The following is a 13,298-nucleotide window of genomic DNA, read 5'->3' on the forward strand; positions in this document are numbered from 1 at the left end:
ACCGCGCGGATCTCGTTCATCGAGCCGACGATCTGGCCGACCGGCATGGCCAGGACTGAGGGGTCGCCCGCGCGCATCATCCGCTGGTGTGCCTCGCTGACCAGCAGGTTCTGCAGCGGCATCGGCAGCGGCGCCGGGGCGTCGTCCTCCGCCCAGGCCTGCGTCCACTGGTTCTTGAGCAGCCGCGCGGGTTTGCCGGTGTAGACCCGCGACCGGACCGTGTCACTCGACGTGGCGCGGACGAGGGCCTGCTGCAGCGTGCCCGCGGAGCTGAGTTCCTGGTATTCCTTGGTCGCCAGCCAGTACGAGCCCATCCACGCGCCGACCGCGCCGAGGGCCAGGGCCGCGGCGATCTGGCTGCCGGAGCCGATCCCGCCCGCCGCGAGCACGGGCACGCGGTCGCCGACGGCGGCGACGATCTCGGGGATCAGCACCATCGACGCGATCTCGCCGGTGTGGCCGCCGGCCTCGTATCCCTGTGCCACCACCAGATCGACGCCGTTGTCGACGTGGCGCACGGCGTGTTCGGCCTTGCCCGCGAGGGCGGCGACCGGCACGCCGCCGCGGTGCGCCTGTTCGATCACGTCGGGCGGGGGCGAGCCCAGGGCGTTGGCGATGAGGGCGATCGGGTGTTTCATCGCGACGTCCACATGGGACCGGGCGACCGAGTGCAGCCAGCCGAGGACACCCGCCCCGGAGGCCTCGTCCTCGGGCAGCGGCGGCACGCCCAGCTTGCGCAGGGTGTTGTCGACGAACTCGCGGTGTGCTTGGGGGATAAGGGAATCAAGGTCGATCCGGGTACCCTCGGTGGGCACTTTCGCGGGCATGACGATGTCGACGCCGTACGGCTTGCCGTCGCAGTTCTCGTCCATCCAGTCGAGCGCCGCGTCGAGTTCCTCGGGGTCGTTGAAGCGCACGCAGCCCAGGACACCGAGGCCGCCCGCGCGGCTGATCGCGGCGGCGACGTGTTCGGACGGTGTGAACCCGACGATCGGGTGCTCGATGCCGAGGGTGTCGCACAGGACCGTTCGCATCAGGGCTCTCCTCAGGTCCGCGCGGGCGCGGCGGCCCAGGTCGGCGCGTGCTCGGCGGCGTGCGCCTTGGCCCACCGGTAGTCCGGTTTGCCGCTGGGCAGGCGCCCGACCTCGTCGACGATCCACAGGCTGCGCGGCGCTTTGTACCCGGCCAGCTCGTGGTGCATGTGCGCGCTGAGCGCCTCGAAGTCCGGTTCGGCGCCCGGCCGCACCTGCACGACGGCGGCGACCCGCTGTCCGAGCCGGTCGTCGGGCACCCCGATGACCAGCGCGTCGAAGACGTCCGCGTACGCCTTGAGCGCGCCCTCGACCTCCTCGGGGAACACCTTTTCCCCGCCGGTGTTGACGCACATGTTGCCGCGGCCGAGGAGGGTGACGGTGTCGTCGTCCTCGAGCCGGGCGTAGTCGCCGGGCACGACGTAGCGCTTGCCGTCGATCTCGACGAAGATCGTCGCGCTCTTCTCCGGGTCCTTGTAGTAGCCGAGCGGGACGTGCCCGCCGCGCGCGAGCCTGCCGGTCTCCCCTGGCTTGACCGGCTGGTTGTCCTCGTCGATGACCAGCACGTTCGGGCCTCGGCGGACACGTGGGCCGCCCGTCGACGGTTCCGCGCCCTTGACGACCATGCCCATGCCGTTGAAGCCGGACTCCGAGGACCCGATGGCGTCGGTGATCACGACGTTCGGCAGCGCCTCGATGTACTGCTGTTTGACCGACGCGGAGAACAGCGCGGCGTGGCTGGAGATGGCGAACAGCGAGGACGCGTCGTAGCCGCCCTCCTGGAATGCCTCGATGACCGGCCGGGCCATGGCGTCGCCGACCAGGGTCACCACCCGGACCTGGTGGCGGGCGATCGCCTTCCACACCTCGTGGGCGTCGAACGTCGGCAGAAGGACCACGGTGTCGCCCGCGAACATCGCCGCGAGCGCGGCCCACTGGGCGGCCCCGTGGATCAGGGGCGCGCACGCGAGCCTGGTCAGGCCGCCGGTCACCTGCCCTTGGCGGGACTGGGCGTACTCGTCGGGCAGGGGCTCGCCCGAGAGGAAGTCGATGCCGCCGCCGAGGACCCGCCAGACGTCCTCCTGGCGCCACATGACGCCCTTGGGGCTGCCGGTGGTGCCGCCGGTGTAGAGGATGTACAGGTCGTCGGGGCTGCGCTCCTCGAAGTCCCGCTCGGCCGTGCGACCGTCCATCGCGGACTCCAGGGCGATGCCGGTGAAGTCGAGGTCGGTGTCGTCATCGATCACCACCACCGTCTTCAGCTTGGGCGCGTCCGGCAGCACGGCCGCCACCCGGTCGGCGTAGCGGCGCTCGTGGACGAGGGCAACGAGGTCGGCGTTGTCGAACAGATATCGCAACTCGTTCTCGACGTACCGGTAGTTGACGTTCACCGGCACGGCCCGCAGCTTGTAGACCGCCACCATGGTCTCGATCGCCTCGATCGAGTTGCGTGCGTAGAGCCCGACGTGCGAGCCCTTGCCGACACCTTGTTCGGCTAGGTAGTGGGCCAGTTGATTGGCCCGTGCGTCAAGCTCGGCGAAGGTCCTGGAGTGCTCGCCGCAGGCAACCGCGACCCGCTCCGGGAAGAGGTCCACCGCGTGCTCGAAAAGGTCCGCGATTGTAAGCGCCATGGGCTTAAAGTAGAACGTGTTATCGTTCGTGACAATCCCCTGTTGCCAGGAGGTTTCGGATGGACTCAGCGCAACCGCACTGTCTGGTCGAACAACGAGGCCCGGTCCTGGTGGTGACGATGAACCGCCCGGAGGCGAGAAACGCCTTGTCCGGGCCGATGATGGCGATCATGCGGGAGGCCTGGGACCAGGTCGACAAGGACGATTCCGTCCGAGCCTGCGTCCTCACCGGCGCCGGCGGATCCTTCTGCGCGGGTGCCGACCTCAAGGCCATGACCAGCACCCACCCGGGCGACTCCTTCTCCTCGGGCGGCTGGGACCTGTCGGTCATCGAACCCCTCCTGAAGGGCAGGCGACTCACCAAGCCGCTGATCGCCGCCGTCGAAGGACCGGCCATCGCGGGCGGGACGGAGATCCTCCAGGCCACGGACATCCGGGTCGCGGGCGAAAGCGCCCGATTCGGGGTCTCGGAGGCCCGATGGGGCCTGTTCCCCCTCGGCGGCTCAGCCGTGCGCCTGCCCCGCCAAATCCCGTACACCGTCGCGGCGGACCTACTTCTCACCGGCCGCCACATCACGGCAGCCGAGGCCCGGGACATCGGGCTGATCGGGCACGTGGTCCCGGACGGCCAGGCGTTGGACAAGGCCCTGGAGATCGCGGGGTTGATCGCGGCGAACGGGCCTTTGGCGGTTCAGGCGATCTTGCGGACGATGCGGGAGACCGAGGGAATGCCGGAGAACGAGGCGTTCAAGGTGGACGCACGGTTGGGGGTGGAGGTATTCCTCAGCCAGGACGCGAAGGAGGGTCCCAGGGCCTTCGCCGAGAAACGCGTCCCCAACTTCCAGGGCCGCTGACAACGAGTCTCGGCGCGGCACGGCCGAACACAACCTGGCGAGAACCTCGTCCTTGCCCTTCGCCGCATGGGGCCGCGAGCAGCCGTCACGCGCGACCGCGGGTCACCAGACGCCATACGCGATACATTTGGGTCATATCTCTCGCCGAGGTTGTACGCACCCGGTCGACGGACCGCGTGCGCTTGGCGACGACACCTCGGCGAAAGGCGTCGCCATGGGCGAGCATCCGCACTCCGGCCTGCCTGTGGGGCAGCGGATAAAGCAGGCACGCGAGCGTGGAGGGCTGACGCGCACCGTTCTCGGTGACCTTGTCGGCAAGTCGGGCGAGTGGGTCAAGGCTGTGGAGAACGGCCGCCTCCAGATGCCGAAACTGCCGATCTTGCTGCGGCTCGCCCAGGTGCTTGACATCAACGACCTCGCAACACTCACCGGAAACGGCGTGGCCGTGCCTGTGGAGGTTTTCGCAGGCGAGCAGCATCAAGCGCTGGCTGAGGTTCGCGCCGCGCTCACCGACTACCGGATCACGCCGAACGCATCCGCGCCCAACATCGACCACCTCGCCGCCCGACTGTCCATGGCTTGGACCGTTCGTCACTCGTCGCCCGACCATCGAAGCCAGTTGGGCAGCTTGCTGCCCAGCCTCGTCCGCGATGCGCAGCGGGCCGTCCGCACCACTCGCGGCGAGGTGAGGCGCGAGGCGCGTCGCGTACTCGCGGGGGTGTATCAGCTCACCGACTTCTATGTCGCGTATCAACCGGCAGCCGAATTGGTTTGGATGGTCGCGGACCGCGCGCTCACTGAGGGCCAGGCGGCCGACGATCCCTATGTCGCCGCGGGCGGCGCATGGGCGATGGTGCAGGCCCTCCGCGACGCGGGCCGCTGGGAAGAGGCCGTCGATCTAGCAGCAGATTCCATCGCTCAACTCCGACCGCATCTCGACGGTGCGCCGGTCGATTGGCTGGGGATGTGCGGAGCGCTCGAAGCCGAGGTGGCCTACGTGCACGCCCGGCGCGGTCGAACTGGAGAAGCCTGGGATCACTTGGAGCGCGCCGACGCGATCGCGCGTCAACTCGGCAAAGGCTATCGACACATCCAGAGCTCGTTCTCCGAGCCGGTGATGGCCGCCCACGCCACGACCGTCGCCGTCGAGTTGCGGCGCCCTGGCGATGCGCTGCAGGCCGCGGACCGCGTCGAAACAGATCAGATCGCGAGTGTTCCGCGCCGAGCCAGGCACCTCATCGAGATCGCCCGCGCACACCATCAGCGCGGCGAACGCCCGGCAGTCTGGGCCCTCCTGAATGCCTCGAACCGCACGGCACCCGAAACGATCCGCTACAACGGTTGGGCCCGGGAAATGATGCTGGACCTGGTGGAGCGTCCCCCGTCTGGCATGCGTTCCGACGTGCGCACTTTGGCCCAGTCCATCGGCATCAAGATCGCGGCGTAGCCCGATCGTGTAGGGGTACAAACCGTACCCCTCGCGGACATTCTTCTCTTTTAACGTCACCTCAATGCCACAGGAGGTGACCATGCAGCTGTTCTGGATCATTGTCTCGATCGCCGTGACCGCGATTGCGCGGGCTGTGACTGGCCTGATTCTGGGCCGGCGTGGGGACGATGACGAGTGAACGCCGTCGTCGTCATGCTCGGCCTCATCGCACTGCTCGCGATCCTCGGGGCAGTGGCGGAGCCATCCCTCGCCCGCAGGCAGCGCCGCCGCGACGAACGCGCGAGGCTCCGCGCGGTCGTGGCCGTGATGCACATGTTCAACGGTGGCGGCAGGTGACCGCCGCGCCCAACGGCGCCGAGGCCGCCGCGAAGCGCGAGGCGGATGCGGCCCGAGTCGCCGTATTGCGGTGCTACTGGATCGTCGATCACCCCGAAGTGCGGGATCAGGTCCGGTGATGGCCAACCCCGGCGAGGTCGACCCCGCCGGCCCCGAACCTGAGACCTGGGCCGCATGCAGGTCTGAGCCCCTGTCGCTCGACCAGACCGACCTGGTCTACGCCCTCGTTCTGCTACGCAACAAGCTCAGCGAAGTCGTCGTGCGCGCCACGACCGAAGGCTCTGGGAATTGTCCTTGGGCCGACCTCGCCGCCGTCCTGGAAAGCGCGGCCACCCTGTGCCGCCACGAAGCAATCGCAGCCGCCGAGTCCCGCCGGTGCCAGTCTTCAGTCGGCGTGACTGATCTGGCCTCAGTTCCCCACCCGTGTCTCGGGTGGGGAACTGAGGCCAGTCAACGGCTTCGACCTAGAACTGAACGCTCCAGGCGTCGATGTGTCCCGTGTCGTAGGCGGCGACATCCTGGACCTTGAGCTTCCAAACGCCGTTGGCGACCTCCGTCGACGCGTTCACCGTGTAGGTGGTGATCACGTTGTCGGCTGAGTCGTTGCTGGAGGAGTTCTTCAGGCGGTACAGGGAACCGTCCGGGGCGACCAGGTCGATGACCAAATCGCCACGCCAGGTGTGCTTGATGTCGACGTTCACCTTGAGCGTGGCCGGGGCGTTTCCGGCCTGTCCCGTGACAGTCACACTACTGGTGACAGCGGCACCGTTGTCGGGGATGTCGACGTTGTTGGTGTTCTCGAACTTCGCACCCGTGGGCGGGGGTTCGCTGCCGCCGCCGTTGTCGATGAGGTCCTTGACCTCCGGGTAGATCAGTTCGATCCGGGTGCCCTCGTTGAGGCAGCCGCCAAGGTGGTGCAGGGCGATCACCTTGTGCGAGGACGCCGCGAGCACCGGGGAACCCGATGATCCTCCGGTGGTGTCGCAGAAGTAACCCATGTTGATCGAGTCGCTACGGGGGTTGTCGACATCGCAGGTCGCGCCGCCCTGGGTGTCCTCGTAGAGGGACAGCTCGTTCGGGTCGCCGCTGCCGTGGCCGCTGATGTAGATGCGCTCGTTCTGCACGGGCGCGCGGACGTCGAGCAGCAGGTGGCCGAAGGACTCGATGCTGGTGAAGTTGTTCACCGAGAACAGGGTGTAGTCCAGGCTGGAGCTGGTCTTCAGGAATTGTGCGCCCGTCACCTTGACCGCGGGCTTCGGGTTGTTCCCACCGCAGGTCGCGCAGGCGTAGTCGAACCAGATCTCCATGGACGCCATTTCGGTGGCGCTGGCGATGCAGTGGTTGTTGGTGAACAACCGGTTGGTCGCACCGACGCGCCACGCGGTGCAGTGGGAGGCGCCGTTCTTCAAGATCTTCGCGACCGAGCGGGACTTCGCGTACTCGGTGGGGTGGCTCTGCTGGTAGCAAACGGCGTCCCGGCGGGCGTCGGTGGCGCACACCGACAGGATGCCCGAGTCACGCCGCAGCTGCTCCTCATCGGTGAAGCCGCGGGTGTACTTGTCGACGACCAGGCCGGTGTCCGAAATGGACGGCTTGCCGCCCGCCCGGTGCAGCGTCACCACAGCGGTGTCGCCGGTGACCGACAATGCCCAGAAACCGTCGCCCTGCTTGGTGTGGAGCGAGTCGGTGGCGGCGGACTCGGCCCTCGTCGGGTCGCCGCTGTAGGTGTGGACCTCGGTGCCCGCCGGGTCGGCCACGGTGACCCGGTCGCCGTCGGCCAGCGCGAGAGACGCGAAATGCACCTTGATGTAGGCCGAACCCGGCCTGCTGATCACCTGCCGCGCGGGCCGCGCGGCGTAGCCGATGCGGATGTCGGCCGCGTGTTCCTCGCCGACCTGCTGAACCTGCTGGACGCCCTCAGTCAGAGCGGGTGGCACGTCGTCCGGTGCGGCCACGGCCGAACCGCTGGTTCCCAGGACGGAACCGGCGGCCAGCGCCAGGGCCAGGGCCAAGGTCAAGAACAGACGCTTGCGCGTGTCGGATTTCGGTTGGAGTGTCATCGCAGGGAAACTCCTCTCGTGTCGCGATCGCGACACGAAAAGGATTACCGCCGGGCAACGGGGACGAATACCCCCATTCCGACGTTGCCATTCCCAGTTTCTCAGATCATGGAATCGGTACCGGTCCAGTAGGGGTCGCGGAGTCGCCGCTTGTACAGCTTTCCGTTGGGGTCGCGGGGAAGTTCGGCGAGATAGTCGATCGTGCGCGGCAATTTGAACTTCGCAAGTCGAGCGGCGGCGAAGGCGAGGATGTCAGCGGTGAGCTCGTCGGACCCGGTCACACCGTCGACCGGCTGAACGACCGCCTTGATCTCCTCACCCCAGTCCGCGTGCGGAATGCCGAAAACCGCGACGTCGGCGACCTTGGGGTGGCACGAGATCTCGCCCTCGATCTCGGCCGGGTACACGTTGACGCCGCCGGTGATGATCATGTCGCTTTTGCGGTCGCACAAGAACAAGTAGCCGTCCTCATCGAGATAACCGATGTCCCCCAGGGTGAACATCTCCCCGATCCGCGCCGCCCGCGTCTTGGCCGCGTCGCCGTGGTACTCGAAAGTCGAGGTGCCCATTCGCATGTAGACCAGCCCGGGTGTGCCGGTGGGCGTCTCGACCCCGTCGTCATCGAAGATCTTCACTGTCGAGCCGGGCCACGGGAGGCCGACGGATCCGGGTTTGCGCAGCCATTCCTCGGCCATGATGGTCGTGCCGCCACCCTCGGTCGCCGCGTAGTACTCGACCACGACCGGACCCCACCAGTCGAGCATCCGCCGCTTGACCTCGATCGGACACGGTGCGGCGCCGTGGATCATCACCCGCAGCGACGAGAGGTCGTATTTCGACCGGATGTCGTCCGGGAGCGCGAGCAGCCGGTGGAACTGGGTGGGCACCATGTGGCTGTGCGTCACCCGGCACCGCTCGATCAGCCGCAGCATCTCCTCCGGTTCCCACCTGTCCATCAACACGACGGAGTGTCCCAACTGGAGGGACGTGACCACGAAGTTGATGACCGCCGTGTGATACAGCGGCGACCCGCACAGGTGCGCGTGGTGGTGGAACGCCTTGAGCCCGAAGATGCCGAAGAACCACGACGCCGCGGGCGGCATGTCGTCCGGGTCGGTCCCGGAGAGCGGCCGGCGAACGCCTTTGGGCCTGCCCGTGGTACCCGAGGTGTAGAGCATGGGCGAGCCCTGGGTGCGCACGTCCGGGCGGGCGGTAGGTTCATCCGCCCCGAGTTGGTCCAGCGGACGGAACCCGGCGACCTCGCCGACCGCGAACCGCGCCTGCGCGGGAAGCCCGCTGCGGGCGGCCGCGTCGGCGGCGGTCTCGCCGAACCGGGCGTCGGCGACGAAAGCCTTCGCCCCGCTGTCGTCGATCAAATACGCCACCTCGGCGCCCACCAGGTGCCAGTTCGCCATGACGACGTAGAGCCCGGTCTGCATGGCGGCGAAGTACATCGCGAGCAGGTCGGCGCCGTTGGGCAGCATCAGGACCACGCTGTCGCCGGGGCGCAGGCCCATGGCCTGCAGTCCTCTGCCGTAGCGGTCGGCCGCGGCGGTCAACTCGCCGTAGGTGACCTCGCGGCCGTCCGGGCAGACGACCGCGAGACCGTCGGGGGTGTCACCGGCGATGTTCCACAGACCGATCGAGCGCATCCACCCAATCTAGAACGTGTTTCACCCGCCGACAAGGCTAGCGAGGGTCTCAATCTCGGTCGTCGACCCGCAGCCGACCACGAGCATCGTCACACCCGCCTTCTCCCACTGGCCGATCCGCGAGCGAACCTCGTCGGCGGTCCCGATGATCGCGATGTCGTCGACCAGTTCGTCCGGAATCGCGGCGGCGGCATCGTCGCGCCTGCCCGCACGGAATCGCTCTCCGACCTCGTCGACCACGGCCTCGTACCCCATCCGCCGAAACAGCGTGGCGTGGAAGTTGAGCTCGGGCGCACCCATGCCGCCGAGGTAGAGCGCGAGGATCGGCTTGATCCCCGCATAGGCGCCGGCCGCGTCGTCGGTGACGATCACCTGCGCGCCCGCCGCCACCTCGAAGTCCGCCCTGGTCCGCCGCGCGCCGGGAGTCGCGAAGCCCTCGTCGAGCCAGGAGTTGTACTGGTCGGCCATGCGCGGCGAGAAGTAGACCGCGAGCCAGCCATCGGCGATCTCCGCCGCGAGCGCGACGTTCTTCGGACCTTCGGCGCCGAGCCAGATGGGCAGGTCAGCCCGCAGCGGGTGGGTGATCGGCCGCAGGGGTTTGCCGAGGCCCGTGGCGCCGGCGCCGGTGTAGGGCAGCGGGTAGTGGGGGCCGGCGGCGACGACCGGGGCCTCGCGGGCCAGGACCTGGCGGATGACACCGACGTACTCGCGGGTGCGGGCAAGCGGCCGGGCGAAGGGCTGCCCGTACCAGCCCTCGACCACCTGCGGCCCGGACACGCCGAGCCCCAGGATGGCCCGGCCGCCGCTGAGGTGGTCCAGGGTCAGGGCGTGCATGGCGCACGACGTGGGTGTGCGCGCCGAGAGTTGGGCGACCGACGTGCCCAGCCGGACATGGCTGGTCGACGACCCCCACCACGCCAGCGGGGTGAACGCGTCCGACCCCCACGATTCCGCGGCGAACACCGCGTCGAAACCGTGTCGGTCCGCGGCGGCCACGAGCTCTCCCGCGTTGCCGGGCGGCTGCGCGCCCCAGTAGCCGAGCTGAAGTCCGAGCTTCATCCTGGCACCTCCTTGCGCGCAATCTTAGAACGTGTTCCACTCGAATGGTGACGGTGCCACTGAGCGCCCCGCTGCGTGTGGGGTTCGACTACACCCGGTCTCTCGGGCCGGTGCTGGGCCACTTCATGACCGGACTGCGCTCCCGGCGAGTCGTCGGCGTGCGCGGATCGGACGGCCGCGTGCACGTCCCCCCGGTCGAGTACGACCCGGTCACGGCCGCGCCGCTGAGCGAGTTCGTCGAGGTGGCGGCCGAGGGAACGGTCGTGACGTGGTCCTGGATGCCGAAACCCCTTGCGGGACAACCTTTCGACCGCCCGTTCGCCTGGGCCATGGTCCGACTCGACGGCGCGGACACACCATTGCTGCACGCCGTGGACGTGTCCGATCCGTCGGCGATGTCGACCGGTATGCGCGTCCGCATCCGCTGGGCGGCGAACCCGGTCGGCGGAATCACGGATATAGCGTGCTTCGAACCCGTTTCGAACCCGAGCACAGAACTGCCACCGGTTTCGGCCGCGGACGTGACCATGGTGACGACGCCCATCCACCTCGACGTTGTGCACTCGGTCTCCCCCGAGGAAAGCAAGTACCTGCGCTCGCTTGCCCACGGCAAGCTGCTGGGCCAGCGGTGCCCCAGGTGCCACAAGGTCTACATCCCCCCGCGCGGCGCCTGCCCGGTGGACGGGGTGCCGACGACCGACGAGGTCGAGCTACCGGACATCGGCACTGTGACAACGTTCTGCGTGGTCAATGTGCCGTTCCTCGGCCAGCGGATCAAACCGCCCTACGTCGCCGCCTATGTGTTGCTCGACGGCGCCGACATCGCGTTCCTACACCTTGTCCTGGGCTGCGCGGCCGACGAGGTGCGGATGGGCATGCGGGTGCGCGCGGTGTGGAAACCGGCTGAGGACTGGGGAACGACGTTGGAGAACATCGACCACTTCGCGCCTGCCGGGGAGCCGGACGCGCCCTACGAGACCTACGAGGGCCACCTATGAGCGCCGAGGTTGCCGTCGTCGGCTTCGCCCAAGCCCCCCATGTCCGGGCCACCGAGGGCACGACAAACGGTGTCGAGATGCTCGTGCCGGTGTTCGCCGAGCTGTTCGCCGAGACCGGCCTCACCAAGGAGGACATCGGCTTCTGGTGTTCCGGGTCGTCGGATTACCTTGCCGCGCGGGCGTTCTCCTTCATCGCCGCGGTCGACGCGATCGGGGCGTTCCCGCCGATCAACGAGTCGCACGTCGAGATGGACGGCGCTTGGGCGTTGTATGAGGCGTGGCTGAAGATCCGGACCGGCGAGGTGGACACCGCCCTGGTGTACGGATTCGGCAAGTCGTCGGCGGGAGACCTCCGACGCACCCTGGCCTTGCAGCTCGACCCGTACACCGTCGCTCCACTGTGGCCGGACTCGGTCAGCATCGCCGCCATGCAGGCCCGGCTCGGCATCGAGGCCGGGCTGTGGTCGGAGCCGGCCATGGCCGAGGTCGCCGCCCGGTCCAACGGCGGGGACGCGGTCGACTTGCTCGGCCGGCCCTACATCGCCGACCCGCTGCGTCGCCACGACTGCGCGCCGATCACCGACGGCGCGTCCGCGGTCATTCTGGCGTCCGCCGACCGAGCACGTGAACTGCGGGAACGACCGGCGTGGATCACCGGCATCGAGCACCGCGTCGACTCCGGCAGCCTCGGCGCGCGAGACCTCACGACCTCACCCTCCACTGTGGCCTCCGCCCGGGCCGCCGGTGTCGACGGTGTCGAGGCCGCGGAGCTGCACGCGCCGTTCACCCACCAGGAACTCCTGCTGCGCCAGGCGATCGGGCTCGGCGACAACGTGTCGGTCAACCCGTCCGGCGGGCCGCTCGCGGGCAACCCGATGTTCGCCGCCGGCCTGTCCCGCATCGGCGAGGCGGCCCGGCTGGTGTTCGACGGACTCCACGGCCGGGTCCTCGCCCACGCGACCAGCGGCCCCGCCCTGCAACAGAACCTCGTCTGCGTCATGGAGGCCCGATGAAGCAGCCCGCGGCCGTGCTCGGCGTCGGCCAGACCCACCACCGGGCCAAGCGGCTCGACGTGTCGATGGCCGGGCTGTGCCGGGAGGCGATCGACCGCGCGATGGCCGACGCCGGGGTCGACTGGGACGGGATCGACGCGGTGGTCGTCGGCAAGGCGCCCGACCTGTTCGAGGGCGTGATGATGCCCGAACTGTTCCTCGCCGACGCCCTCGGCGCCGTCGGAAAGCCGTTGCTGCGCGTACACACCGCGGGTTCGGTCGGCGGCTCGACCGCCAATGTCGCCGCAAGCCTGATCCACTCCGGCGTCCACCGCCGGGTGCTGGCCGTGGCGTTCGAGAAGCAGTCGGAGTCGAACGCCATGTGGGCGCTGTCGATCGCGCCGCCGTTCTCGATGCCGGTGGGCGCGGGCGCGGGCGGCTACTTCGCCCCGCACGTCCGCTCCTACATCCGCCGATCCGGGGCGCCCGAGCACATCGGCTCGCTGGTCGCGGTGAAAGACCGGCACAACGGCGCCCGCAACCCGTACGCGCACCTGCGGCAGCCCGACATCACGCTGGAGTCGGTGCGGGCGTCGACCATGCTGTGGGACCCCATCCGCTACGACGAGACGTGCCCGTCCTCCGACGGCGCCTGCGCCATCGTGCTGGGCGACAGTTCGGCGGCACACAAGGATTCCGCGTGGATCCAGGCCACCGCCATGCGCACCGAGCCCACGACTTTCGCCGGTCGCGACCAGGTGAACCCCCAGGCGGGCCGCGACGCCGCGCACGCGCTGTGGCGCGAGGCCGGGATCACCGACCCGCTCCAGGAGATCGACGCCGCGGAGATCTACGTCCCGTTCTCCTGGTTCGAGCCGATGTGGCTGGAGAACCTCGGCTTCGCCGCGGAGGGCCAGGGGTGGAAGCTCACCGAGGCCGGTGCGACCGCGATGGACGGTCAGCTCCCGGTGAACCCGTCGGGCGGCGTGCTGTCGTCCAACCCGATCGGCGCCTCCGGCATGCTCCGCTTCGCCGAGGCGGCACTGCAGGTCATGGGCCGCGCGGGCGACCACCAGGTCGACGGAGTCCGCCGCGCCCTGGGCCACGCCTACGGCGGCGGGTCGCAGTACTTCTCGATGTGGGTCGTGGGCACCGAAAAGCCGTGACCGCGCGAGTCCCCAGTTCCCGACAATGAGTTCTCATTTGAAGTGAGAACTCGCTGTCGGGAACTGGGG

12 protein-coding genes are annotated in these 13,298 nt (G+C 68.8%); 7 read left to right on the forward strand and 5 right to left on the reverse strand.

Annotated elements, in window-relative coordinates:
• The coding region (locus ACRDSQ_RS31085) for an NAD(P)H-dependent flavin oxidoreductase (protein WP_431426041.1) at positions 1-1,034 on the reverse strand (1,034 nt) is incomplete at its 3' end.
• An 11-nt stretch (positions 1,035-1,045) separates the two neighbouring features.
• Positions 1,046-2,662: an acyl-CoA synthetase gene (locus tag ACRDSQ_RS31090; RefSeq protein ID WP_431426043.1), complete on the reverse strand. Its 1,617-nt coding sequence runs from the start codon at positions 2,660-2,662 to the stop codon at positions 1,046-1,048.
• A gap of 59 nt (positions 2,663-2,721) precedes the next feature.
• On the opposite strand from ACRDSQ_RS31090, the gene ACRDSQ_RS31095 reads away from it, so the two are divergent.
• From ACRDSQ_RS31095 to ACRDSQ_RS31110, 4 genes are all read left to right on the forward strand, one after another.
• Positions 2,722-3,516, forward strand: coding sequence for a crotonase/enoyl-CoA hydratase family protein (locus ACRDSQ_RS31095; protein ID WP_431426045.1), 795 nt, complete (start codon positions 2,722-2,724; stop codon positions 3,514-3,516).
• A 214-nt stretch (positions 3,517-3,730) separates the two neighbouring features.
• Complete coding sequence (locus ACRDSQ_RS31100; protein WP_431426047.1) at positions 3,731-4,963, forward strand: helix-turn-helix domain-containing protein; 1,233 nt, start codon at positions 3,731-3,733, stop codon at positions 4,961-4,963.
• A gap of 177 nt (positions 4,964-5,140) precedes the next feature.
• A complete protein-coding gene (locus ACRDSQ_RS31105) occupies positions 5,141-5,302 on the forward strand; it encodes a hypothetical protein (RefSeq protein ID WP_431426049.1) in 162 nt (53 codons plus the stop codon).
• Complete coding sequence (locus tag ACRDSQ_RS31110; protein ID WP_431426050.1) at positions 5,299-5,421, forward strand: hypothetical protein; 123 nt, start codon at positions 5,299-5,301, stop codon at positions 5,419-5,421. The genes ACRDSQ_RS31105 and ACRDSQ_RS31110 overlap by 4 nt, the downstream gene beginning before the upstream one ends.
• A gap of 345 nt (positions 5,422-5,766) precedes the next feature.
• On the opposite strand, the gene ACRDSQ_RS31115 is transcribed toward ACRDSQ_RS31110, so the two are convergent.
• The 3 genes from ACRDSQ_RS31115 to ACRDSQ_RS31125 form a co-directional block, all read right to left on the reverse strand.
• Entirely contained in the window at positions 5,767-7,362 is a 1,596-nt protein-coding gene (locus ACRDSQ_RS31115; RefSeq protein ID WP_431426051.1) for a proprotein convertase P-domain-containing protein, read from the reverse strand.
• Positions 7,363-7,463: 101 nt separating this feature from the next.
• Positions 7,464-9,014 carry an acyl-CoA synthetase gene (locus ACRDSQ_RS31120; protein ID WP_431426052.1) on the reverse strand — a complete coding sequence of 517 codons (1,551 nt, stop codon included), beginning with the start codon at positions 9,012-9,014 and terminating at the stop codon, positions 7,464-7,466.
• A 21-nt stretch (positions 9,015-9,035) separates the two neighbouring features.
• Complete coding sequence (locus tag ACRDSQ_RS31125) at positions 9,036-10,073, reverse strand: LLM class F420-dependent oxidoreductase (RefSeq protein WP_431426053.1); 1,038 nt, start codon at positions 10,071-10,073, stop codon at positions 9,036-9,038.
• A 44-nt stretch (positions 10,074-10,117) separates the two neighbouring features.
• On the opposite strand from ACRDSQ_RS31125, the gene ACRDSQ_RS31130 reads away from it, so the two are divergent.
• From ACRDSQ_RS31130 to ACRDSQ_RS31140, 3 genes are read left to right on the forward strand one after another with little or no spacing between them, the layout of a single operon-like run.
• Positions 10,118-11,071, forward strand: coding sequence for a Zn-ribbon domain-containing OB-fold protein (locus ACRDSQ_RS31130; protein WP_431426054.1), 954 nt, complete (start codon positions 10,118-10,120; stop codon positions 11,069-11,071).
• Positions 11,068-12,084 (forward strand): thiolase domain-containing protein, encoded by a 1,017-nt coding sequence (locus ACRDSQ_RS31135; RefSeq protein WP_431426056.1) that lies wholly within the window; start codon positions 11,068-11,070, stop codon positions 12,082-12,084. The genes ACRDSQ_RS31130 and ACRDSQ_RS31135 overlap by 4 nt, the downstream gene beginning before the upstream one ends.
• Entirely contained in the window at positions 12,081-13,229 is a 1,149-nt protein-coding gene (locus ACRDSQ_RS31140; protein WP_431426058.1) for a thiolase domain-containing protein, read from the forward strand. The genes ACRDSQ_RS31135 and ACRDSQ_RS31140 overlap by 4 nt, the downstream gene beginning before the upstream one ends.
• Positions 13,230-13,298 lie beyond the last annotated feature (69 nt).

Origin of the sequence: Actinokineospora sp., from assembly GCF_050699995.1 — a bacterium.
GTDB lineage: Bacteria > Actinomycetota > Actinomycetes > Mycobacteriales > Pseudonocardiaceae > Actinokineospora.

Bases quoted from the DNA above. Each gene is read 5' to 3' on its own strand.
- ACRDSQ_RS31090 (WP_431426043.1), bottom strand. From the start codon at position 2,662: ATGGCGCTTACAATCGCGGACCTTTTCGAGCACGCGGTGGACCTCTTC.
- ACRDSQ_RS31095 (WP_431426045.1), top strand. From the start codon at position 2,722: ATGGACTCAGCGCAACCGCACTGTCTGGTCGAACAACGAGGCCCGGTC.
- ACRDSQ_RS31100 (WP_431426047.1), top strand. From the start codon at position 3,731: ATGGGCGAGCATCCGCACTCCGGCCTGCCTGTGGGGCAGCGGATAAAG.
- ACRDSQ_RS31115 (WP_431426051.1), bottom strand. From the start codon at position 7,362: ATGACACTCCAACCGAAATCCGACACGCGCAAGCGTCTGTTCTTGACC.
- ACRDSQ_RS31120 (WP_431426052.1), bottom strand. From the start codon at position 9,014: ATGCGCTCGATCGGTCTGTGGAACATCGCCGGTGACACCCCCGACGGT.
- ACRDSQ_RS31125 (WP_431426053.1), bottom strand. From the start codon at position 10,073: ATGAAGCTCGGACTTCAGCTCGGCTACTGGGGCGCGCAGCCGCCCGGC.
- ACRDSQ_RS31130 (WP_431426054.1), top strand. From the start codon at position 10,118: ATGGTGACGGTGCCACTGAGCGCCCCGCTGCGTGTGGGGTTCGACTAC.
- ACRDSQ_RS31135 (WP_431426056.1), top strand. From the start codon at position 11,068: ATGAGCGCCGAGGTTGCCGTCGTCGGCTTCGCCCAAGCCCCCCATGTC.
- ACRDSQ_RS31140 (WP_431426058.1), top strand. From the start codon at position 12,081: ATGAAGCAGCCCGCGGCCGTGCTCGGCGTCGGCCAGACCCACCACCGG.